Origin of the sequence: uncultured Bacteroides sp., assembly GCF_949298305.1 — a bacterium.
Taxonomy (GTDB): domain Bacteria; phylum Bacteroidota; class Bacteroidia; order Bacteroidales; family Bacteroidaceae; genus Bacteroides.
The window spans coordinates 1-23,078 of record NZ_CASFWU010000037.1 but is presented as its reverse complement, the minus strand read 5'-3'; the positions used below and the strand labels follow the sequence as shown (position 1 = coordinate 23,078).

General features: G+C 53.4%; 18 protein-coding genes. 4 read left to right on the top strand and 14 right to left on the bottom strand.

The window, feature by feature from the left end:
• Window positions 1–41: 41 nt before the first annotated feature.
• The 11 genes from Q1Y74_RS06890 to tsaB form a co-directional block, all read right to left on the bottom strand.
• Window positions 42–1,631 (bottom strand): RagB/SusD family nutrient uptake outer membrane protein, encoded by a 1,590-nt coding sequence (locus Q1Y74_RS06890; protein WP_300813235.1) that lies wholly within the window; start codon window positions 1,629–1,631, stop codon window positions 42–44.
• Window positions 1,632–1,647: 16 nt separating this feature from the next.
• A complete protein-coding gene (locus Q1Y74_RS06885; protein ID WP_300813236.1) occupies window positions 1,648–3,843 on the bottom strand; it encodes a SusC/RagA family TonB-linked outer membrane protein in 2,196 nt (731 codons plus the stop codon).
• On the bottom strand, window positions 3,735–4,724 hold the full coding sequence (locus Q1Y74_RS06880; RefSeq protein ID WP_300813233.1) for a carboxypeptidase-like regulatory domain-containing protein: 990 nt from the start codon (window positions 4,722–4,724) through the stop codon (window positions 3,735–3,737). The genes Q1Y74_RS06885 and Q1Y74_RS06880 overlap by 109 nt, the downstream gene beginning before the upstream one ends.
• A gap of 169 nt (window positions 4,725–4,893) precedes the next feature.
• Window positions 4,894–9,045: a two-component regulator propeller domain-containing protein gene (locus Q1Y74_RS06875; protein WP_300813231.1), complete on the bottom strand. Its 4,152-nt coding sequence runs from the start codon at window positions 9,043–9,045 to the stop codon at window positions 4,894–4,896.
• A 186-nt stretch (window positions 9,046–9,231) separates the two neighbouring features.
• Complete coding sequence (rseP, locus tag Q1Y74_RS06870; RefSeq protein ID WP_300813229.1) at window positions 9,232–10,566, bottom strand: RIP metalloprotease RseP; 1,335 nt, start codon at window positions 10,564–10,566, stop codon at window positions 9,232–9,234.
• 66 nt (window positions 10,567–10,632) lie between these two features.
• Window positions 10,633–11,787 carry a 1-deoxy-D-xylulose-5-phosphate reductoisomerase gene (locus tag Q1Y74_RS06865; protein ID WP_300813226.1) on the bottom strand — a complete coding sequence of 385 codons (1,155 nt, stop codon included), beginning with the start codon at window positions 11,785–11,787 and terminating at the stop codon, window positions 10,633–10,635.
• A gap of 68 nt (window positions 11,788–11,855) precedes the next feature.
• A complete protein-coding gene (locus tag Q1Y74_RS06860; RefSeq protein WP_300813224.1) occupies window positions 11,856–12,734 on the bottom strand; it encodes a M23 family metallopeptidase in 879 nt (292 codons plus the stop codon).
• 18 nt (window positions 12,735–12,752) lie between these two features.
• Window positions 12,753–13,289, bottom strand: a complete 537-nt coding sequence (rimM, locus tag Q1Y74_RS06855; protein WP_300813221.1) for a ribosome maturation factor RimM — start codon at window positions 13,287–13,289, stop codon at window positions 12,753–12,755.
• A gap of 208 nt (window positions 13,290–13,497) precedes the next feature.
• A complete protein-coding gene (murA, locus tag Q1Y74_RS06850; protein WP_300813219.1) occupies window positions 13,498–14,802 on the bottom strand; it encodes a UDP-N-acetylglucosamine 1-carboxyvinyltransferase in 1,305 nt (434 codons plus the stop codon).
• Window positions 14,803–14,873: 71 nt separating this feature from the next.
• Window positions 14,874–15,488: a DUF4290 domain-containing protein gene (locus tag Q1Y74_RS06845; RefSeq protein ID WP_300813217.1), complete on the bottom strand. Its 615-nt coding sequence runs from the start codon at window positions 15,486–15,488 to the stop codon at window positions 14,874–14,876.
• 129 nt (window positions 15,489–15,617) lie between these two features.
• Window positions 15,618–16,310, bottom strand: coding sequence for a tRNA (adenosine(37)-N6)-threonylcarbamoyltransferase complex dimerization subunit type 1 TsaB (gene tsaB / locus Q1Y74_RS06840; RefSeq protein WP_300813215.1), 693 nt, complete (start codon window positions 16,308–16,310; stop codon window positions 15,618–15,620).
• A gap of 693 nt (window positions 16,311–17,003) precedes the next feature.
• On the opposite strand from tsaB, the gene Q1Y74_RS06835 reads away from it, so the two are divergent.
• The 4 genes from Q1Y74_RS06835 (at window position 17,004) to nadD (ending at window position 19,418) form a co-directional block, all read left to right on the top strand.
• Window positions 17,004–17,882 (top strand): YicC/YloC family endoribonuclease, encoded by an 879-nt coding sequence (locus Q1Y74_RS06835; protein WP_300813213.1) that lies wholly within the window; start codon window positions 17,004–17,006, stop codon window positions 17,880–17,882.
• Window positions 17,883–17,968: 86 nt separating this feature from the next.
• On the top strand, window positions 17,969–18,532 hold the full coding sequence (gmk, locus tag Q1Y74_RS06830) for a guanylate kinase (protein WP_300813211.1): 564 nt from the start codon (window positions 17,969–17,971) through the stop codon (window positions 18,530–18,532).
• On the top strand, window positions 18,529–18,726 hold the full coding sequence (locus Q1Y74_RS06825; protein WP_300813209.1) for a hypothetical protein: 198 nt from the start codon (window positions 18,529–18,531) through the stop codon (window positions 18,724–18,726). The genes gmk and Q1Y74_RS06825 overlap by 4 nt, the downstream gene beginning before the upstream one ends.
• A 113-nt stretch (window positions 18,727–18,839) precedes the next feature.
• Complete coding sequence (gene nadD / locus Q1Y74_RS06820) at window positions 18,840–19,418, top strand: nicotinate (nicotinamide) nucleotide adenylyltransferase (protein WP_300813208.1); 579 nt, start codon at window positions 18,840–18,842, stop codon at window positions 19,416–19,418.
• Between the two features lie 6 nt (window positions 19,419–19,424).
• Here the strand turns inward: nadD and Q1Y74_RS06815 are convergent, their stop codons facing one another.
• The 3 genes from Q1Y74_RS06815 to Q1Y74_RS06805 form a co-directional block, all read right to left on the bottom strand.
• Entirely contained in the window at window positions 19,425–20,498 is a 1,074-nt protein-coding gene (locus Q1Y74_RS06815) for a GDP-L-fucose synthase (protein ID WP_300813206.1), read from the bottom strand.
• Window positions 20,499–20,514: 16 nt separating this feature from the next.
• Entirely contained in the window at window positions 20,515–21,594 is a 1,080-nt protein-coding gene (gmd, locus tag Q1Y74_RS06810) for a GDP-mannose 4,6-dehydratase (protein WP_300813204.1), read from the bottom strand.
• A gap of 84 nt (window positions 21,595–21,678) precedes the next feature.
• The gene (locus Q1Y74_RS06805; RefSeq protein WP_300813201.1) at window positions 21,679–22,836 is read right to left on the bottom strand and encodes a dicarboxylate/amino acid:cation symporter; all 1,158 of its coding nucleotides are present in this window, start codon (window positions 22,834–22,836) and stop codon (window positions 21,679–21,681) included.
• Window positions 22,837–23,078 lie beyond the last annotated feature (242 nt).

Below are 23,078 nucleotides of genomic sequence, written 5' to 3'. Positions count from 1 at the left end.
CCCGGCCATCCTTCGGTTACCCTATTGCTAACTGAAAAGGTCTATTTCCAAAGTTCGTGCTGCTCCAGCAGTTTGTTGGAGTCGAGTTCGGATGTCGGGATGGGCCACACGTAGTCGCGTTCGCCGTTGTACTGGCGTGCTTCGTAGGCCAGTCCCAGCGTGGTGCGCTCCTTCTCGATGTTGGCCACGGCCTTGTCCAGCATCTTCCAGCGGTAGACGTCGAACAGGCGCAGTCCCTCGAAGGCCAGCTCCACGCGGCGTTCGTGCTTGATGACCTCCAGCAGGGCTTCCTTGCTGAGGCCGGTGCCTTCCACGTCTTCCACCTTCGGCATGTTCACGTCGCTGCGTTGGCGTATCTGGTTGATGAGTCCGCGCACTTCGGCTTCGTCATATCCGCCCTTCTGCACCAGCGCTTCGGCCAGCGAGAGCAGCACTTCGGCATAGCGCACCACGTAGAAGTCCTGTCCGTTGTCCCAGGAGTTGCTGGTGTCTGTGGGGTCGAAGTATTTCATCACGTAGACGGTGGAGAGGGAGGCTGCGGCTCCTCCGTACCAGGCTCCTTCGCCGCCCTTGCCGTTCCAGTACATGCCGGGCACGAAGAGGGTGGCATAGAGGCGCGGGTCGCGGTTTTCCCAGTGGGCGGCGTTGGGCTTGCTGACGTTCAGCTTGCCGTTCTCCATCACGCCGTAGTTGGTGTCGGTGGTCTTCTTGCCGTCGGTCAGGTAATAGTCGTCGGCCAGGTCGATGGTGCCGTTGATGAACTCGCCCGGCGTGTTCCAGTGGGCGTTGAACGAGGCTCCTTCGCTCAGCCCCGGTCCTTCGTAGCGCACGGAGAAGACAATCTCGGGCGAGGTCTGTCCGGCCAGGGTGAACAGTTCGCTATACTTCGGGTGCAGGCTGTAGCCCAGCTTCATCACCTCGCGGTAGGCGCTGATGGCTTCGTCCCACTTCTCGTTGTAGAGGGCCAGACGGCCGAGGATGGCGTATCCGGCTCCGCGGGTCAGTCGTCCCAGGTCGGCCGTTTCGGGCAGGTTCTTCACCTGCTCCTTCAGGTCGGCAATGACGCTGTTCACAATGTCGGCGCGTTTGCTCTTCTCGCGGCTGGGGTTCTCCAGGGTCAGGGGTTCGGTGAGGTAGGGCACGTCCTGGTAGGTCATGGTCAGGTTGGTGTAGGTCAGGGCGCGGAGCACGATGGCCTCGGCCTTGTAGCGTGCCTTTTCGGCGTCGCTCAGCTCTACGCGGTCAATGTTGGCAATCAGCGTGTTGCAGCGGCTGATGACTTCGTAGTTGGCTTTCCAGTAGTCGCTGAACACCCAGGAGCTGGGGTTGTGTATGCCCATGGCCACGTCGTAGCCTTCAATCCAGCCGTTCCAGTTGAAGTGTCCGCCGTTGTCGCTGATGCACTCCATGTACAGCGGCCCGAAGGTGTATTGGTCCGAGTTGTAGAGCTGGTTGTTCTGGAGGGCGTCGTAGCAGGCGGCCAGCGCCATCATGGCGTCGTTTGGCGTCTGCCAGAAGGTCGTCGACGATGATTCGGTCAGTGAGTCCTTTTGCAGGAAGCTGTCGGAGCAGGAGGTGCTCAGGGCGCCGGACAGCAGTGCCAGGCTGATGTATTTGTTGATGAGTTTCATAATGTTCGGATGTTTTTTAGAATTTGACATTGATACCAAATGAATAGGTCTTCGTGTTGGGGTGTACGTCGTTGCGCATGTCGCTGCTCTGCTTTTCGGGGTCGTAGTCCTTCAGCGAGGTGAAGGTGAGCAGGTTGGTGCCGGCCAGGTAGAGGCGCAGGCTCTGCACGCCGATTTTGCTCATCCAGGCTTCCTTCTTGAAGGTGTAGCCTATTTCTATGTTCTTCAGGCGCAGGTAGTCGCCCTTGGTCAGCCAGAAGGACGAGTAGCGGTTGTTGATTTCGCCGCCCATGCGTGGCATGCTGCCGTTGGGGTTCTCTGCCGACCAGCGGTCCAGCCAGCGCGAGCTCTTGTTGCCGCCGTTGGAGATGGTGGTCTCGTCCCAGTTGAAGCGGTCGAGTCCGGCGATGCCCTGCCAGAAGGTCGTCACGTCGAAGTTCTTGTAGCTGAATCCCAGGTTGAAGGAGTATTGCAGCTCGGGGAACGGGTTGCCGATGACCTGGCGGTCGGCGTCGGTGATGTCGCCGTCGTTGTTGAAGTCTTCGTACATGATGTCGCCCAGCTGAGGCTTCTGTCCGTTCTGTGTGATGGTCTGTCCTTTGGCGTTGACGCGGTTCAGGTCGGCCTCCGTACGGTAGATGCCTACGGCTTTCAGTCCGTAGTACGAGCCGATGGCTTCGCCTTCGCGGTTGATGGTGTTGTTGCTGATGCTTTCCAGGCCCTGCATGTCGAGGATTTCGTTCTTCACGCCTGCCAGCGAGAAGCCTGCCTGCCAGCTCCAGTCGCCCTTCTGGTCGTAGTAGTTGGCTGCAAATTCCCAGCCGCGGTTGCGCACCTTGCCGGCGTTCTGGTAGGGAGCGCCGAGCGAGCCCAGGAAGATGCCCGGCATGGGCAGTTGCAGCAGGATGTCGGATGTGGTCTTGTCATACCAGTCGAACACGATGTTGATGCGGTTCTGCCAGAACGAGGCGTCGATGCCGAAGTCGGTGATGGTGGTCGTTTCCCACTTGATGTTCTCGTTGGCAATCTTGGATGTCTTCATGCCCACGTACTTCGTGTCGCCGAAGTAGTAGCTGCCCTGTGCCGAGAGGGTGGAGGCGTAGGCGTAGTTGCCAATCTCCTGGTTACCCAGCTTACCCCAGCTGGCGCGCAGCTTCAGCGAGCTGAGCCAGTTGATGTCCTGCATGAAGCTCTCGTTGGAGATGAGCCAGGCACCCGAGAATGAGGGGAAGGTGGCGTAGCGGTTGGCCTGCGGCATGCGCGAGGAACCGTCGCGGCGGATGTTCATCTCGAACAGGTAGCGGCCGCCGTAGTTGTAGTTGATGCGTCCGAAGAAGGATTGCAGGGCGGTTTCCTCGGCCGAGCCTGTCACCTTGTCGTTCTGCGTGCCGCCGTCCATCTCGTAGATGTTGTCCGTGGGGAATCCCTGCTTGCTGGCCTCGTTCTTGTCCCAGCGGGTGCCCTGTATGGAGTGACCCAGCAGGACGCCGATTTCGTGGTTGCCGAAGGTGGCGTTGTAGGTCAGGATGTTTTCGTTGATGTAGCTGGTCTCCAGGTAGTGATAGTCGGTGAGGGTGTTCTGCGTGCCGGCCGGTGCCAGTTCTTCGCCCTCGGCGTTGTAGCGGGCGTCGCTGCGCGGGTTGAAGGTGGTCACGTCGTTCATGTAGAACTTGTAGGCCAGGCTGGAGCGGAACTTCAGTCCCTTCACGATGTCTATCTCACCGAAGAACTTGCCGTCGAAGCGGTAGTTCTTGTTGTCCTTGTAGCCGTTGTTCATGGCGTAGATGGGGTTCTTGAACACCGACTGGCCGATGGCGGAGTTGCCGTCCACGTAGCCGTAGTGGCCGTTGGAGTATTGAACGGGTACGGTGGGGCGGGTGAACCACGTGAGGTAGCGCATCAGGCCTTCGCCCGTCACGCTGGTGGTGGGCTCGTCAATGCTCTGGCGGCTGCCGGAGAGGTTCAGGCCTATCTTGACGATGCCCAGCTGTGCGTCTACGTTCGAGCGGAAGTTGAAGCGCTGGTTGGCGGTGTTCTTCAGGATACCTTCCTGCTTGAAGTACTGGGTCGAAATCATGTAGTGCACGTTCTGGCTGCCGCCCGTTACGGACAGGTGGTGCTGGTGCATGGGTGCGGTGCGGAACATCTCTTCCGCCCAGTTGGTGTTGGCAAAGTGGTCGGGGTCCGAGCCGTTCTGCAGTTTCTGGAGCATCTCGTCCGTATAGGCCTTGCCGGGCTGGCATTCGTTGTACATCTTGGCCATTCGTAGGAATTCACGTAGTCGGGCAGGATGGTGGCCTGTTGCAGGGCGATGCTTCCCGAGTAGCTGATGGTGGGTTTCTGTTCGCTGCCGCGCTTGGTGGTGATGAGGATGACGCCGTTGGCTGCACGCACGCCGTAGATGGCTCCCGAGGCGGCGTCCTTCAGTACGGACACGCTCTCGATGTCTTCGGCGGCCAGTTCGGAAATCTGGCTGATGGAGCTTTCCACACCGTCAATCAGCACCATGGGGTTGTTCTTGCTGGCGTCGCCCAGGGTGCCGACACCGCGCACGCGGATTTCGGGATTGTCCTTACCGGCCTGCGCACCGTTGCCGGTCAGCATCACGCCCGGCAGGCGGCCTTGCAGCATGTTGGCCGTGTTGGCCACGGGCATGTTGGCCACATCGTTGAAGTTGACGGCGGCCACCGAACCCGTCAGGTTCTCTTTCTTCTGTACGCCGTAGCCCACTACCACCACTTCGTCAATCATCTTGCTGTCTTCTTTCAGGACAACGTTCAGTTGCATGTTGTTGCGGTCGATGGTGAACTCCTGGCTGGCATATCCGATGAACGAAATGACCAGCGTGGCGTTGGGGTTGACGGTCAGGGTGAATTTGCCGTCGATGTCAGTAATGATACCGTTGGTTGTTCCTTTCTCCAGTACGCTGGCGCCGATGATGCTTTCGCCCGAGGCATCTTTCACGACACCCGATACGTGGTAGGTGGACGATTGTTGCGGAATGGCATGTACCTTCGCGGGAAGGAGGAAAAGACAAAGCTGCAGTGTAAGGAATGCAAACGCTTTGTCAGAAGCTAAAATCTTACAGCTCATACGTTTGATAATTTAAGATTAAACAAAAAGAATGTGCTGCAAAACTATCAATCTTGAGGAATGAAGAGGGTGAATAAATACCGAAAAAGGATGAATCGTTGCTTTTTCATCCTTTTCCGGCATTCTTTTGAGGGGGGGGGAGGCGTTTTCAGGGAGGAATGTCGCCGTTTCATGCACCGTCTTCCGTCTCCGTCTTCCCCTCCTTCTGTGCCAGGTATTCTTTGGGCGAGATGCCGAACTTCTTGCGGAAGCAGAGGGTGAAGTACTTGGGGTCGTTGAATCCCACCTTGAAGGCGAGGTCGTTGATGCGTATCTTCCTGTTCTCTTCCAGCAGGCGGAAAGCGGCTTGCAGGCGGACGTTGGAGATGAAGGCCAGGGGCGTCAGTCCGGTCAGCTGCTTCAGCTTGTCGTTCAGGGTGGAGCGGGCCATGCCCATGGCCGACACGAACTTGCCCAGGTCGAAGTCCTGTTCGTCCAGGTGGGCGTTCACACACTCCATGGCCTTCTTCAGGAACTGCTCGTCGTCCGGCGTGTAGCTGATTTCCTTGGCCTCGAACACCAGCTTGCGGCGGGCGTCCACGGCGGCCTGTCCGCGCTTTTTCAGCAGGTTCTCTATCTTGGCTATCAGTACGGCGAAGTCCAGCGGCTTGCAGATGTAGCCGTCGGCTCCGGCGCCGTATCCTTCCACGCGGTCCTGGTTGCCGGTGCGTGCCGTCAGCAGAATGACGGGGATGTGGGCGCTTCCGAACCGGGTCTTGATGCGGCGGCACAGCTCCATGCCGTCCATGCCCGGCATCATCACGTCGGACACCACCAGGTCGGTAGGCTCCATCTCCAGTATTTTCAGGGCGGTAGTCCCGTCCGGTGCTGCGGATACTTGGTAGCAGCTGCCCAGCAGGCGGTGCATGGCTTCGCGCAGTTCTTCGTTGTCCTCTACAATCAGGATGGCGGGCCGCTGGCGGTCGCCGCTCTCCACGGCGGGCAGGCAGCCCGGCTCAGGCGGCAGGAACTCGCCGCTTTCCGCCGGGGCGTCTGCGGCGTCGTTGGGGACTGCGGCCTCCGGGTCGGTCTCTTCGTCGGTATAGGCTCCGCGGCCTACGGGCAGCGAGACGGTGAAGGTGTTTCCCGTCTCGGCATCGCTGTTCACGCTGATGGTGCCGTGGTGCAGTGTCACCAGGTCTTTGGTCAGCGACAGGCCGATGCCCGTCCCTATGGTGTGGAACTTGCGGTATTCGCCCTCGTAGAAGCGTTCGAACAGGTGGGCCAGCTTGCCGGCGGGAATCACCTCGCCCGGGTTGTTGACGCTGAAGGTGAACTTTTCTTCCTCGGGGTCGTACTGCTGGCGCAGGGTGATGACGTTTCCCTCCTGGGTATATTTGGCGGCGTTGGACAACAGGTTGTACACAATCTTGTCCAGCTTGTCGGGGTCAAAATAGCCTTCGGCCTCTGTCCCGTCTCCTTCGATGACGATGTGCAGGCGTTTCTTGCGGATGAGCGGTGTAAAGGCATTGGCCGAGTGGCGCAGGAAGCGGGTGAGGTTGCCCCGCGACACACGCAGCTGCTGTTTGCCGTTCTCCACCTTGCGGAACTCCAGTATCTGCTGGATGAGGCGCACCAGGCGCAGGGTGTTGTCCGAGATGCTGCGCAGGCGCAGGGACAGGTCGGGATGCTGCATCTTCAGTTCGTCGACCGAGGCCGAGATGATGGACAGCGGAGTGAGCAGCTCGTGAGTGATGTTGGTAAAGAACTGGAGCTTGGCGTGGTTGATTTCTTCCAGCTTCTGCCGTTGCAGGTTGCCCAGTTCGATGGCGCGCTGCATCCGGATTCGTTTGCGTATGGTCCGGTAAAGAAGGCCGGCAAGGGTCGCAGCGAGGACTATGTACAGACAGTAGGCCCACCACGAAAGCCAGGGCGGTGGCAGAATGCTGATGCGGAGCACACGTTCCTGTTCCGACCATACGCCGTTGGGGGTTGCTCCGCGTACCTTGAAGGTGTAGTCGCCTGCCGGCAGATTGTTGTAGTAGGCAAAATGACGGAGGGCATTGGTCGAAATCCATTCGGTGTCGTATCCTTCCAAGCGGTACTGATATTTGTTCAGGTTCGGGTTGATGTAGTTCAGGATGGAGAAGTCAAGGCTGAAATTATTCTGGTCGTAAGGCAGTACCAGTTGGCTGGCATAGTCCAGCGGAGCATCCAGCAGGGTGTTCTGCTCTTCGAGGCTGAGGCTGCGAATGGAGGTGTCATAAATCCTCAGGTCGGTGAGTACGGTCGGGTAGGAGGCGTTGTCGTGGCCGATGTCTTGCGGGTAGAAGCTGTTCAGTCCGTGTGTGCCGCCGAAGTAGAGCTTGCCTTCCTGGTCCTTGAAACAGGCATTGCGGTTGAAAATAGGGTCTTGCAGCCCTTCTTCCATGGTGTAGGTGGATATGCGGGCTTCTCGGAGATTGGCCGCGTCGATGTGGTACATCTGTGAGTTGGTGGTCAGCCAAAGGGTATTGTCGTTGTCCTCCAGCATGGAGAACACCACATCGCCCGCTTCGAAACAGTTGTCGAAGACGGATACAAAGCGGTCTGTATCCGGGTCGTACAAGTCCAGTCCGTTGCCGTTGGTGCCTGCCCAGATGCGGTTTTGGCTGTCTACGCAGAGTGTCATGGCACCTACAGACTGTGAATTGTCGTGATTGGAGTCATACATCTTGCCGGAATAGTGTCCGCTTTCTTGTGGCGTGAAGCGCCAGATGCCATTGTTGGGGGTGGCCACCCAGATGTCTCCCTGTCCGTCTTCTACAATCTTGAAAACGGGAACCTGTGGCCAGGCCTGTCTTTCGTTGGAGCAGCGCTGGTCTATTTGCAGGAGTTTGCCCTTGGTATCCATCAGGCAGAGTCCGTTGCGTGTACCTATCCATAGGTTGCCTTTCCCATCTTCGTGCAGGGAATAGATGCAGACATCGGTCAGGGCGGGGTGAGTCTGCGGATTGATGGAACGGGCTTTCTGTCCGTCGTACATCCATATACCATTGTCCCAGGTGGCAAAACAGTAGCTGCCGTCTTTCAGGCGGATGATGTCGTTCACGGTGGAGATGTAGGGCAGGTGGGCAAAGGCGGGATGTTCCTTGTAGTGGACGATGCTCTGTCGTTCGGCGTCATACTCCACCAGTCCGTAGCCCATTATTCCCATGTACATGGAATGTTTGCCTGACGGGTAGGCACTGCGGATGGAGCTGGTGGGGAAACGTCGGAGCAGGGGAGCGATGGGATCGTAGTCGAACAGTTTCTTCCGGGTGTTGACCGTATAGACTCCTCCTCCCAGCATGCCTACCCACATCAGTCCGTCGCGGCTGGCCAGTAAGGCATCTACCTCGTTGAAAGGCAGGGTGCCCGTGCTCTTCCCGGGCAGGTAGTTGCTGAAGGTGCCTTCGCCTTCTTCCGACTCCAGAATGCTCAGTCCGCTGCGCGAGCCTATCCACAGCTTGCCGGTATTAGGGTCTTGGTCAATGGCGTAAATAATGTTGTCGCACAGGCTTCGCGGGTTGTCCGGCTGGTGTGTATAGTACCTGAGCCGGTAGTGCTCCGTGTCGTAGGGATTCTCCAGACGTGCCAGTCCGTAGCGCCAGGTGCCTATCCAGATGTTGCCCCGATTGTCTTGAAACAGGGTGTGGGCGGACTGGGAAGGGTTAATGTTGCGGTAGGTGTAAAACTGGTCCTTCTTCGGGTCATAGCGCAACAGACCCTGTTCCCAGGTGCCAATCCAGATGTGCCCGTTCCGGTCTTCAAGAATGGACTTTACATCGTAGCGGGTGGTCTGGACACCGTTCACCAGCAGACCGCATGGTTCAAAAGAAACGCTTCCGGCCTTGCGGCGGAAAATTCCTTTGTTGCTTCCTACCCAGACTTCTCCGCTATCGGTGCAGGCAATGGCTTCGATGTAGCTTACTTGCAGCAGGGGCGATACAATCTTTTCCAGTGTTCCCAGCCGCTTGTCGAGTACGTACAGTCCGCTGTTGGTGCCTATCCATAACCGGTGTTCGCGGTCTTCGGCCACAATGTTCACAAAACCGTCAATGTTGCGCTCCTTGTCCTTTCCGTCAGGGCGGTAAACTACTGTAGAGTAGCCGTCGAAACGGAGCAGACCGTTATAGGTTGAAATCCAGATATAGCCTTCGCTGTCCTGATAGAGGTTGCGCACTTCGTTGGTTGGCAGACTGGATGAAGTAGCCAGAGGCTTGAAAGTGATAGGCGCGGCCGACAGACTGTTCGGGTGGGGCGCCAGGAAAAATGCCAGCAGTAGCAGGAATAGGCGGACGGGATGTGTATAGCGTTTCATGGTAATCAGGTTTATGCCTGTCAGAGGAACGTCCGGGCATCAGAACGGGTTTATTCCAGTTCTTTTGTCGGTTCGCCTTTGTCAATTTAAGGTGGAGAGGCAGGCACGGACAACGCGGTCGGATTCAAAACGGGAATCCTTGAAAAACCGTGTTATCCGTGCTTGAATGTCAGTTATGCGGATTACTTAGAAGAGGAACCGCAGTACATCGTTGAAGTTGGCCCAAAGAAGCAGGGCAAAGAGCAGGAACATGCCCACCATCTGCGCGCGCTCCATGAATTTGTCGCTGGGCTTGCGGCGTGCCACAATCTCGTAGAGCAGGAACAGCACATGACCGCCGTCCAGGGCCGGGATGGGCAGGATGTTCATGAAAGCCAGGATGATGCTGAGAAAAGCTGTCATGTACCAGAACTGGTGCCAGTCCCATGTGGCTGGGAAGATGCTGCCAATAGTGCCGAAACCTCCCAACTGCTTGGCTCCTTCCTTGGAGAAGAGGTATTTCATCTGGCTTACGTAGCCTTTCAGGGTATTCACACCCAGTGTCACGCCGGCAGGGAAGGAGGAGAAGAATGAATATTCCTTTGTCACGACGGGCAGCAGACGGGCGGTGCGCATGTCGGCCGTGATACCGATTTCGTAAAGTGAGTCGGTGGTCAGACTGAGGGTGTCGGTGACACCGTTGCGTACATAGGTCAGGCGGATGTCGTGCGGTGCCTGTCCGTCTTTCTTGCGGTTCAGCATCTCTTCCTTGAAGTCAAAGTAGGCAATGTTGCGCCCGTCCAGTTGGGTGATGCTGTCGCCCGGTTGCAGTCCGGCCAGTGCGGCCGGGCGTCCGGCCACGATGCTGTCAATGACGAACGGGTAGCGGAAGTCGGCAAAACGGGTGCTGTCTGCCAGCAGGCGGTCCATCATATCCTCGGGAATGTAGACCGAAGCTTCCTGGCCGTCGCGCAGCACGGTCACCTGGCGGGCGTCCACCAGAGCAGTCAGCAGGTCGCCGCCCATGCGTTCAAAGGGTACACCGTCGGCCGAAATCAGTACGTCGCCGTCCTGAAAACCCACTGCGTGCATCGTTTCGTTGAAATCCATGCCGAGTGGTGCCTTCTGTACAGGGATATAGGAATCGCCCCAGGTGAAGAGAATCATGGAGTAGATGAACAGGGCCAGCAGGAAGTTGAACAGTACGCCGCCCACCATGATGAGCAGACGTTGCCACGCCGGCTTGGCGCGGAACTCCCACGGCTGTACGGGTTGTTTCATCTGTTCGGTATCCATCGACTCGTCTATCATGCCGGCTATCTTGACATAGCCGCCCAGGGGCAACCAGCCGATGCCGTATTCCGTCTCACTGTTCTTGGGCTTGAATTTGAACAGTGTGAACCAGGGGTCGAAGAAAAGGCAGAACTTTTCGACCCGCGTTTTGAATAGGCGGGCGAAGAGGAAGTGCCCCATCTCATGAACGACGACGAGCAGTGAAAGGCTCATGATGAGTTGCAAGGCACGAATCAAGAATGTTTCCATTTAATCTGAGTTTGTAAGTTTTTAAGTTTATGAGTTTTTTGTTTTAAGATTCTTGAGTTTATAAACTCATCCTCTTATTATTTCTTCTGCCACCCGCCTTGCTTCGGCGTCTGTGGCCACGTAGTCTTCGTAGGCAGGCTTGCTGATGAAGGAAACCCGTTCCATGGTTTTTTCTATTACGTCACTCATGCCGAGGAAGGAGATGCGGTCGTGCAGGAAGGCGGCCACGCAAACTTCGTTGGCGGCATTGACGATGCAGGGCATGTTGCCCGCGCGATGGAGGGCTTCATAAGCCAAGGCCAGGTTGCGGAAACGGGTGGTGTCCGGCTGCTCGAAAGTCAGTTCCGTGCATCGGGTGAAATCGAGACGAGGAAACGAGGCCTGCAGACGGTTGGGGTAGGAGAAGGCGTACTGGATGGGCAGGCGCATGTCCGGCATGCCCAGCTGTGCCTTGACGGCTCCGTCGGCAAACTGCACCATCGAGTGGATGACCGACTGCGGATGCACCACTACTTCTATCTGGTCCGGACGTACGCCGAACAGCCATTTGGCCTCTATCACCTCAAAACCCTTATTCATCATCGAGGCGGAGTCGATGGTAATCTTGGCACCCATGTCCCAGTTGGGATGGCGCAGAGCCTGTTCCTTGGTTACCGTCTTCAACTGTTCGTGGCTGAAGGTGCGGAAGGGACCTCCCGAGGCTGTCAGTATCACCTTCTCGATGGCGTTGCCCGCTTCTCCCGCCAGGCATTGGAATACGGCCGAGTGCTCCGAGTCGACGGGCAGGATGGGGGTGCGGTTCACCCGTGCCAGGGCATTGATCAGTTCTCCGGCCACTACCAGGGTTTCCTTGTTGGCCAAGGCGATGGCTTTGCGGGCGCGGATGGCATTCATGGTGGGGCGCAGTCCGGCGTAACCCACCATGGCTGTGAGCACAATGTCGATGGCTTTCTCCTGCACAATCTGGCAGAGCGCTTCCTCGCCGGCGTACACTTTGATGGGAAGGTCGGCCAGGGCTTCTTTCAGTTGCGGGTATTTCGATTTGTTGGCTATCACCACAGCTTCAGGCTTGAACTTGCGTGCCTGGGCTATGAGTTCGTCCACCCGGTTATTGGCCGTCAGCACGTAGGCTTCGTACTTGTCGGGGTGCTCCTCTATCACTTGCAGGGCCTGTGTCCCGATGGAGCCGGTAGAACCGAGTATGGCTATCAGTTTCTTCATTGTTATTGTTGTTACATTTATGTTTTCAGAAGCAAGCAGATGTTGTTTCTGGCTTCTTTATTCTGTTTTTAAAATACGATGAACAGTTCCGGATTCACAGCCCTTCCTTTGTGCCACAGTTCAAAGTGAAGATGAGGCCCAGTGCTCAGCTCACCGCTGTTGCCTACCAGTGCGATGGCTTCTCCGCCTTTCACCGTGTCACCCTCCTTCTTCAGCAGCGAGCCGCAGTGCTTGTACACAGACAGGAAGTCCTGGTTGTGCTGCACCCCAATGACGTAGCCCGTTTCTGCGGTGTAGGTGCTCAACACGACGGTACCGTCCAAGGTAGACAGGATGCTTTCGCCCGGGTTGGCGGCAATGTCAGTGCCTAAGTGTCCGGTCTGTGCATTGAATGCCGACGACACCATGCCGCGGGTGGGGCGGTAGAAAATGCGTCCGTCGGCATCGGTGCGCGCACTGATGTTGGTCAGGTTGTATTTTTCGTTTTCTTCATATTGTTTGCGGAATTCGGCTTCCCTTCGGGTTCGTTCCATCAGCGAGTCTTTTCGCATCAGGGTGAGGGAGTCCATGGAGCGCACGGTATCTGCCTTGATTTCGCCGCGGAGGATGTCTTGCACGTTGACAATATACAAATCCTGCTGTTGAACGACTTGCAGCAGTGAGTCGGCCAGTAGTGCGTTCTCCACCACCTGTTGACGTATCTCACTATTCATGTAGCCGGGCAGATAGTTGCGCAGGGGGGTGAAAGTGATGATGGCTGCTGCCACAGCAAAGAGCACTGTCAGTGCGGAGAGCAGCACTGAAATTCCGTTCAGTTTGGACACATGCAGTCCTACGACCTCTTCCAGTGTGTTCTCATTGATAATGGTCAGCTTGTATTTGAACTTGATGTCTTTCCAGAAGGCTTTCCGTTTTCTTCGTTTCAGATTTTTTCCTGTCGGTACCATAGCTTCTTTCCTTTTCCTTTATACTTCTTCCGCATCCTCCAGGCTCAGCAGTCCTACGGGCAGGTCCATCACCAGCTTGCGACTGTTCTCGTCAATGTCGGTCACAAAAGCCTCTTGGGCCGGAATCAGTTGTTCCATGCCTTCTTTTTCTATGACTAGCAGGGTGTTGAGGGTCGATGTATCTATATCCGTTACAGTACCCAAGTACCTGTTGTGCAGGTCGAACACGTCAAAGCCCACGAAGTAGTCCCACGTCAGTCCGTCCCTGCTCTCTTCTTCGACTTCCTGACGGGGAAAGTAGACTTCTACGTTGGTGAACATGCGCGCCCGCTCGGTGGTGTCTACCCCTTCCAGTTTCATCAGAGCTGTTGTGTCCGAGCGGAAACGGTATTCTTCGATGAAGAAGGGTACAAAAATGCCATCCAACAGGCAAATGACATAATCCGCCTCCACTCGGTCGAAGATGTCGTCGGTGAAGGTGAACTGCAGTTCGCCATGAATGCCATGCGGCTTGTTGAATATACCTATCTTATATACTTCTTCCCGTTTGATCATATTTTCAAGTTCCGGTTTTAATATTCTTCTGGATGCTTTAGAAGATATAGAAGTTAAGGCCGATAGAAACGTAAAAAGAGAAATTTGCCGTTTCAGGTTCTATTGGCCTTTAACTCCTGAACCCGTCGGGCAGGCGATAACTTCTGCTAACTTCTTTCACTTCTGTAAGTTTGGTTTCGCTGTTTTACAATTCGGGTAAAACCGAAACTTATATTCTCGTTATTCGTGCCCCTATGGCGTTGAGCCGTCCTTCAATATTCTGATACCCGCGGTCAATCTGTTCGATGTTGTGGATACGGCTGATGCCGTCTGCACTCATGGCGGCTATGAGCAGAGCAATGCCGGCTCGGATGTCCGGCGACGTCATGTTGCCTCCTCTCAATTTGAACCCGTGGTCGTGGCCGATGACCACGGCACGGTGCGGGTCGCAAAGGATGATTTGGGCTCCCATGTCTATGAGCTTGTCCACGAAAAACAGGCGGCTCTCGAACATCTTCTGGTGGATGAGCACGCTGCCTTTGGCCTGCGTGGCCACTACTAGCATTACGCTCAACAGGTCGGGTGTCAGTCCCGGCCAGGGCGCGTCGGCAATGGTCATGATGGAACCGTCTATGAACGATTCTATTTCGTACGTTTCCTGTGCCGGCACGTAGATGTCGTCGCCCCGTTGCTCCAGACGTACGCCCAGCCTCCGGAAACTTTCGGGGATAATGCCTAAGTTTTCGTGAGACACGTTTTTGATGGTCAGTTCGCTTTGGGTCATGGCTGCCATGCCGATAAAGCTACCCACTTCAATCATGTCCGGCAGTACAGTGTGTTCCGTTCCGTGCAAGCCTTCCACCCCTTCAATGGTCAACAGGTTCGACGCGATTCCCGAAATCTTGGCTCCCATGCGGTTCAGCATCCGGCAGAGTTGTTGCACATAAGGTTCGCAGGCGGCGTTGTAGATGGTGGTTCTGCCTTTGGCCAGAACGGCTGCCATAACGATGTTGGCTGTGCCTGTTACCGAGGCCTCATCCAGCAGCATGTAGGTGCCTTCCAGCTTGTCGGCCGTAATTTCGTACACGCCTCTTTCTTCGTCGAAGTTCATTGTTGCTCCCAGATTCTGGATGCCAACGAAGTGAGTGTCCAGTCTGCGGCGGCCAATCTTGTCGCCTCCGGGTTTTGAAATCAGAGCCTTGCCGAATCGTGCCACCATCGGACCCACCAGCATGACAGAGCCTCTCAGACTGGCGCATTTTTTCAGGAAGGCATCGCTGCCGATGTAGTCCATGTCTACTGTTGCTGCCTGGAAACGATAGGTGTCCGTGTTTATTTTTTCCACGTTGACTCCCATTTCTCTCATCAGTTCTATCAGGTTGTTCACGTCCAGAATGTCCGGCACATTGCTCACGGTCACCTGTTCGGATGTGAGCAGAGTGGCACAGATTATCTGCAATACCTCGTTCTTGGCCCCTTGGGGATAGATTTCCCCTGCCAGTTTGTGTCCTCCTTCTATTACGAATGATGCCATGTTGGTAGTGGTTAGTGGTTAACGATTGGCAATGAGTGGTTAGTGGTAAAACCATTCACCAACTCATCAACTTAATATTTCTTCTTGTTCTTTCCTCCTCTGTTGGGGTTGTTGTTCTGTTTCGGACGGCAGTTTTGCTCAATCCGTTCGTTCATGAGCTTCACAATGGCTTCCGTCATCTGTAGTCTGCCTTCGGACAGTTCTCTCAGGTCGTCGTCAATCTTGCTGTCGTCTACCGTGTCTTTGTTCCACGCCATGTAGTCCTTCTTCATGTGGTTGCAAATCAGGGCTATCAGGTTCTGCTTCTCGTCGCCTTCGGGCATTTCACAGGCTTTCTCTATCAGCACCTCCAGCGTGCGGCCGTAGTGACGGTACTTGATGCGGGTGCGGGGATAGGGAATCGGCTCCGGTTTGACTTCCAGATTATCTTTCCGGATAATCTCAAATGGATAGTCAATGTCCAGTTTAAAATCGGACATGATGGCCAGATGGTCCCACAGTTTGTGCTTGAAGTCGGGTACATCGCGCAGGTGAGGAAACATTCCTCCCATGATGTTGACGATGGTGTTGGCACAACGTTGGCGTTCGGCACGGTCTTCAATGGTCAGCGCATGGTCTACCATGTTCTGGATGCTGCGTCCGTATTCGGGCAGCGGCATCTTTTTCTGTTGGGTGTTATATTGCATAATCAATGATTTATGATTAATGATTTCAGCATTCGGAATGTAGGATTTTAGAGTTCAGATGCCTTGTTTCTGATTCCTGCACGTCATCAATGCTGAGGTTTCAAATCTGAAATCAGAATCCTGAAAATCTTAAAGTACTTTTTTCGGTTTCCCGGCTACGAATTCTTTCAGGTAGAAAGGTTCGAAATAGGCTACGTCCTCAAACTTCCCTTCTGCTATGGCTTTTTCTGCCAGTGGCATCATCATACTTGCCAGCGGACGTATGCCGTCAATGAAATGCGCGTTGGGGTGGGTCAGCTTCTCTTTGCACTTGGTGGCTCCGTCGCCGAAAAAGTAGACGGGCTGCTGATCCAGAAATTCGCGGTAAGAGTGTTCGTCCACAATGTCGGCAGCGATGTCGCGCACAGGTTTCAGAGCACGGTCGTAGAGGGCTGCATACACCTCCATGCGTCGGGCATCTATCATGGGGCAAAGCAGTGCGTCGTCAGGCAGCTCATCGTGATAGAGCAGCACCGGTACACACTGCACCTTTAGCGTGGGGAGGCCAATCAGTTTCAGATTGCGTCCATAGCATACGCCTTTGGCCATTGACACCCCGATTCTCAGACCAGTGTACGACCCCGGTCCGCAGCTCACGGCTACCGCATCCAGCGGCATGGCGTGGCTGTCGGCAAACGAGAGTGCTTCATCAACGAATACTCCTAACAAAACGGCGTGAGACGGGCCGTTCAATTCTTCTTTCTTGAACACCACCTGCGAGTCTTCGCTAAGGGCTACTGAGCAGGCCGTGGTCGATGTCTCGATATGTAAAATGCACGACATATTATCTTCCCTTTAATGTTTGTCCGGCAGAAGCGGAATGTGAAGAATAAGGACGGGGTGGCGTTAAGTCTCTTTATCCCCCTTTTCTCATTCATATTCGGAGCTTCTACAAGCTTTAATTCAGCTGACAAATTTACGTGATTATTTTCAGTATTAAAAATAATGGCGTAATTTTGCACAAAACTTAAGAATTCAGGTGTAATATCTAGTTCAGGCTTTGCCAAAACATGAAAGCCTGGAGGTGTTATCGCCCGTCTTGGGCGGGCTGAGGGGGTAGGACCAATAGATGAAATAATGGAGAATGTGACATGGAGAATTTCTGCGACTCATCGACCCTTGTAAAAGTTTGGCATAACTTCTAGACTGACAAGTGGAATTTTACCTCACAGGTGCTTAAGTCTTTTATAGTAACTTAATTCAAGTTTCAGTTTTACCGAATTGAAAATCGGCGGAGCCAAACTTGAAGGAGTTAGAGGAGTTAGAAGGAGGCCCCCTCCAACTCCCCCCCCCGAAGGGGGAGAGATTCCGCCAGGGCGGGCTTAGAAGTTAAAGGCCAATAGACCTGTTACTGCTAATTTTTCCTTTTGTAAGACTATCGGCTTTAACTTCTAGCAGAGCAAAGCAAAGTGATAACTTCTTAACTTCCAGTAAAATGTCAAAACCGGAACTTGAGTAACTTAATAGAAAAACGATATGATACAGTCAATGACGGGGTACGGCAAAGCTACGGTTGAGCTGCCCGACAAGAAAATCAATGTGGAGATAAAGTCGTTGAATAGCAAGGCTATGGATCTTTCCACCCGCATTGCGCCCGTATATCGGGAAAAAGAAATGGAAATTCGTAACGAGATTACAGGTCGGCTGGAACGTGGTAAGGTCGATTTCTCTCTTTGGGTGGAGAAAAAAGATGCCGATCAGTTGGCTACCCCCATCAATGAGGATGTGGTTCGTGCCTACTATAACCGCATCAAGGCCATCTCTGCTGCTACCGGCATTCCCGAACCCGAAGACTGGTTTGCTACCTTGTTGCGGATGCCGGATGTGATGACCAAGACGGAAAGCACCGAACTGAGCGAGGAGGAGTGGGCAACTGCCCGGGCTGCTGTCTGCGAGGCTATCGGCCATTTGGTGGATTTCCGCAAGCAGGAAGGAGCTGCCCTCGAGAAGAAGTTCCGTGAGAAGATTGCCAATATCGCCCGCCTGCTTGAGTCGGTTGAACCGTATGAGAAGGAGCGGGTAGGAAAAATCAAGGAACGCATTGTCGATGCGCTGGAGAAGACCATCAGTGTGGATTACGACAAGAATCGTTTGGAGCAAGAACTCATCTACTACATCGAAAAGCTGGATGTGAACGAAGAGAAACAGCGCCTCGCCAACCATCTGAAGTATTTTATCAGTACACTGGAGAACGGCAGCGGCCAGGGAAAGAAACTGGGCTTCATCGCGCAAGAGATGGGGCGCGAAATCAACACCCTGGGCAGCAAGTCCAACCATGCCGAGATGCAGAAGATTGTGGTGCAGATGAAGGACGAACTGGAGCAGATTAAGGAACAGGTGCTGAATGTAATGTAAAAAGATTTCGGATTTCAGCGTGCTGATTTCTGAACTCAAAACTCTGATATTTGAATTTATTGAACTCTAAATTCATAATTTTTCCCGTGGCTAAACTGATTATTTTTTCCGCCCCCTCAGGTTCGGGCAAGTCGACCATCATTAACTATCTGTTGACACAGAACCTGAATTTGGCCTTTTCCATATCGGCCACCAGTCGTCCTCCGCGTGGAGCGGAGCGTGATGGAGTGGAGTACTTCTTCCTCTCGCCCGATGAGTTTCGTCGACGCATCGCCGCCGGTGAGTTCCTGGAATACGAGGAAGTCTATCACGACCGTTTTTACGGCACTCTGAAGTCGCAGGTTGAGAAGCAGCTTGCTGCCGGTCAGAATGTGGTGTTCGATGTCGATGTCGTGGGCGGCTGCAACATCAAGAAGTTCTATGGAGACCGTGCTCTTTCTGTTTTCATCCAGCCTCCTTCGGTCGAAGAGTTGCGCAAACGCCTGGTGGGGCGTGGAACCGATACGCCTGAGGTTATTGAAGACCGTGTGGCCAAAGCCACATACGAGCTTTCTTTTGCTCCTAAGTTCGACATCGTCATCGTGAACGACGATTTGGAGAAGGCCAAGGCTGAAACCCTGAAGGTAATCACTCAATTCTTGCAGTCATGAGATCATCATATCCTCCGAAGCTGGACAAGGTCCTGCTGGTTGTCAATGCGCTGCTCTGTCTCTTGGCCCTGGGCCTGTCGGCGGGTTACTGCATCTATTCCGACTACGAACTTGCCATTTGCATGTTCCTTGTCGCCCTGGTTACGGGCTACAATGTGTATGTTTCCTGGCGCTCCTTGCACCGCAAGGGTTGAGATATACTTTGCGGGGTGCAAGTATGGCACGCAGATGACGCAAATGCGACAGATGCCCTTTGCCCATTATCACATTTGCCCATTATCGTATTTGCATATTACCACATTATTTTATGAACATCGGTATCTTCAGCGGTTCCTTTAATCCCATCCACGTAGGCCATCTGGCCCTTGCCAACTACCTCTGCGAGTTCGAGGGGCTGGATGAGCTGTGGTTTCTGGTTACTCCCCGTAACCCCTTTAAGCAAGGGCAGAAACTTCTGCCCGATGCCTTGCGTCTGGAACTGGTTCGTGTAGCCATATCCGGCTATTCCCGGTTTCGTGCTTCCGACTTCGAGTTTCGTCTGCCGCAGCCTTCATACACCATTCATACTCTCGACAAGCTGAAGGAAGTTTATCCTCAGCACACCTTCCACCTCATCATCGGCTCGGACAACTGGCAGTCATTCTCCCGTTGGTATTGCTCTGACCGTCTGCTGTCCGAGAATTCCATTCTGGTCTATCCTCGTCCCGGCTATCCTGTAGATACATCTTCCTTGCCGCCTACGGTGCGTCTGGTTTCTTCCCCCGTACTCGAAATCAGTTCAACCTTCATCCGGCAGGCTCTCTCCGAAGGTCGTGACATCCGCTATTTTCTGCATCCCCAGGTGTATAGAATGCTGAAGAAATTCGATAAGGAAAAGGCGGAATGAATATTCCTATCCTTTTAGATACCAGTTGTACATGAGTTTAACGCCTTCTTCTATATCAATCTTATGATGCCAGCCTAAAGCATGGAGTTTGGATGGATCTGTCAGTTTGCGTAGGGTACCGTCCGGTTTGCTGCTGTCGAAAGTCAGCCTGCCTTGATAGCCAACGGTTTTTATAATCAGTTCAGCCAGCTGTCGAATGCTGATTTCCTTCCCAGTACCGATATTGATATGGCAGTTGCGCACTTCTTTGTCGTTAGCAGTGTAGGTATCTTTAAAGTCCACATGTTCCATGACGAATACACTCGCGTCGGCCATTTCTTCACTCCAGAGAAATTCTCGGAGTGGCGTGCCTGTTCCCCAAAGCTTGATTTCATCTCCACTGATACCATATTTGCCGAGGATTCTCAGAATATCCTCCTCGGAGCAGTTTCCATCTACACCTTCCACAGGGCGTAAGTCCAGATCGTGTCTCACTGCCTTCCAATCACCTCGTTTGAGACAGTTGGCTAAGTGTATTTTCCGAATCATAGCCGGCAGTACATGGCTACGCTCCAAATCAAAATTGTCATTGGGTCCGTAAAGATTGGTGGGCATTACGGCAATGTAATTGGTTCCGTATTGCAGGTTGAAGCTTTCGCACATCTTCAGTCCCGCTATTTTGGCTATGGCATACGGCTCGTTGGTATATTCCAGTGGAGATGTGAGCAGTACATTTTCCTTCATCGGCTGTTCGGCTTCTCGGGGATAGATACAGGTGCTGCCCAGGAAGAGGAGTTTCTTTACGTTGTGGCGGAAACTTTCGCCAATTACGTTTTGCTGTATTTGGAGGTTCTTGTAGATGAAGTCGGCACGGTAGATGCTGTTGGCCATGATGCCTCCCACGAAGGCTGCAGCGAGAAATACGTATTCCGGCTGTTCGTCGTCAAAGAAACGGCGGACGGCCGCTGCGTCCAACAGGTCAAGTTCCTGATGGGTACGGCCTGTCAGGTTTGTATAGCCTTTCTCTTGCAGGTTCTTCCAGATGGCGGAACCTACCAGCCCCCGGTGTCCTGCTACATAAATCTTGGCGTTCTTTTCCATATCTTGTCAGTTTTTATCAGTCCTGCTCCTGTGAACGAAGATGTAGCTTCTTTACGAACTTCATGTCATGGGCAGCCATAATGCGTACAAGTTCCTCGAAGCTGGTTTGGCGCGGATTCCATCCTAACAGATTTCTTGCCTTGGTTGGGTCTCCCAGTAACTGTTCTACTTCGGCGGGACGGAAATATTTCGGGTCTACCTCTACCAGTACTCTGCCGTTTTTTACGTCTATACCTTTTTCATTGACTCCTTCGCCTTCCCAGCGCAGTTCAATACCTGCTTCGTGGAAAGCCAAGGTGGCAAACTCGCGCACCGTGTGCATTTCACCCGTGGCAATGACAAAGTCCTCAGGAGTATCGTGTTGCAAGATGAGCCACATGCACTCTACGTAATCTTTGGCGTACCCCCAGTCCCGGCGTGCGTCCAGATTGCCCAAGTAAAGTTTGTCTTGGAAGCCTTGTGCGATACGGGCGGCTGCTAGAGTTATTTTGCGAGTCACGAACGTTTCGCCGCGCCGCTCGCTTTCGTGGTTGAACAGGATACCGTTTACGGCAAACATACCATAGCTTTCGCGGTAATTTTTTGTAATCCAGAAACCGTATTGTTTGGCCACTCCATAGGGGCTGCGTGGGTAGAAAGGGGTCGTCTCTTTCTGTGGAATTTCCTGTACTTTGCCGAATAGTTCGGATGTAGAGGCCTGGTAGATTTTGGTTTTCTTCTCCATGCCTAATATGCGAACGGCTTCAAGCATACGCAGTGTGCCCACTGCATCGGTTTCAGCTGTATATTCCGGAACGTCGAACGATACCTTTACGTGGCTTTGTGCGGCCAGATTATAAATTTCGTCAGGCTGTACTTGCTGTATAATGCGTATGAGTGAACTGCTGTCCGTCATGTCACCGTAATGCAGGTTGATGAGCCGTTTTTGCTTCATGTCACGTACCCATTCGTCGAAATACAGATGTTCGATGCGTCCGGTATTGAAGGAGGAAGAGCGGCGGAGGATACCGTGTACTTCGTATCCTTTGAGTAACAGAAATTCGGCCAGAAAAGATCCATCCTGGCCCGTGATACCGGAAATGAGTGCTTTCTTCATGATGAATATTTTTTAAGACGATAATCGTTTTATATGTAAGCTGCAAAAATCGGTATTTATCTTGGAATACCCAAATCCAGCCTGTTATCTTTTCATGGTTTTGTCAATGATGAGGGCTATGGCACCGTCGCCGGTCACATTACAGGCTGTTCCAAAGCTGTCCATGGCGATGTAGAGTGCTATCATCAGCGCTTGGGCAGACTCGTCAAATCCCAGCATGGATTGCAGAATACCCAGTGAGGCCATGATGGCTCCGCCGGGAACACCCGGAGCAGCCACCATGGTGATGCCAAGCATGAAGATAAAACCTGCGAAAAGTGGAAGTCCGTGGGGCATGCCTTGCATGATCATCAGGGCCAGAGCGCAAGCTACAATTTTCAGTGTACTGCCTGATAGATGAATGGTGGCGCATAGGGGGATGACGAAGCCTGCCACATCGGGCGATACGCCGTTTTTTTGGGTCTGTTCCAACGTGACAGGGATGGTGGCGGCAGACGATTGGGTGCCTAATGCTGTGAAATAAGCAGGAAGCATCTTGCCTAAGAGCTTGAAAGGATTTTTGCGGACAAATAATGCGGCTATGCAGTATTGGAAAACCAGCACAAAAATGTGAAGCAGGAAAATGATGCCGATAATTTTAATGAAAACACCCAAAATGGAGAATACTTGTCCGGAATGAGTCATGTTCAGAAAGATACCGAATATATAAATGGGTAAAAGTGGCAGGATAGTAGTAGAAATCATTTTTACGATGATTTCTTGAAAGTCGCGTGCAGCTTTCTTCAGAGTGTCGCTGTTCAGATGGGCAAGTCCGAGGCCCAGTGTGAAAGCCAATACAAGTGCAGTCATGACATTCATCAGTGGCGGAATGGCTACAGAAAAGTAAGGAAGTATGCCTTGTGCTTCGCTTACTTCTTCCAGCGGTATGCCGGGGGTAATGAGCGAAGGAAAGAAGCAGATGCCCGTGAAGTAGGAAAGAAAACCAGAAAGTAAAGTGGCCGTATAAGCAATCAGGGCGGTGACGCCCAGCATCTTGCCTGCACCACGACCAATATCAGCTATGGCAATTGTCACCAGGCCTACAATGATGAGCGGGATGGAAAGGTTGAGAAATTCACTGAACACGTTGTTGAACGTGACGAATACACGTACCAACGGTGTAGGGAGGATATTTCCGAAAAGAATGCCCAGCAGGATAGCAATGATGATACGGGGCAGTAGTCCAATGTGTAACTTCTTCATGGGTACAATGTTTATGGAACTTCCTTGAACGTCTGAATCCGTCGTTTGGTTCAGACTGTGTGCAAAGATAATCTCACGGAACATTTCCACCTAATTTTCAAAGGACGTTTTCTTTGGGGACCGGTATTAAAATAAACGTGCACTACTACTGGTGCGATAAAATCGCATTAGTTTTAAATATCATCAAATAACGAGAGTTCTTTGACATTTTGGTTTAAAATGATTGATGAGTCTTGCTTTGT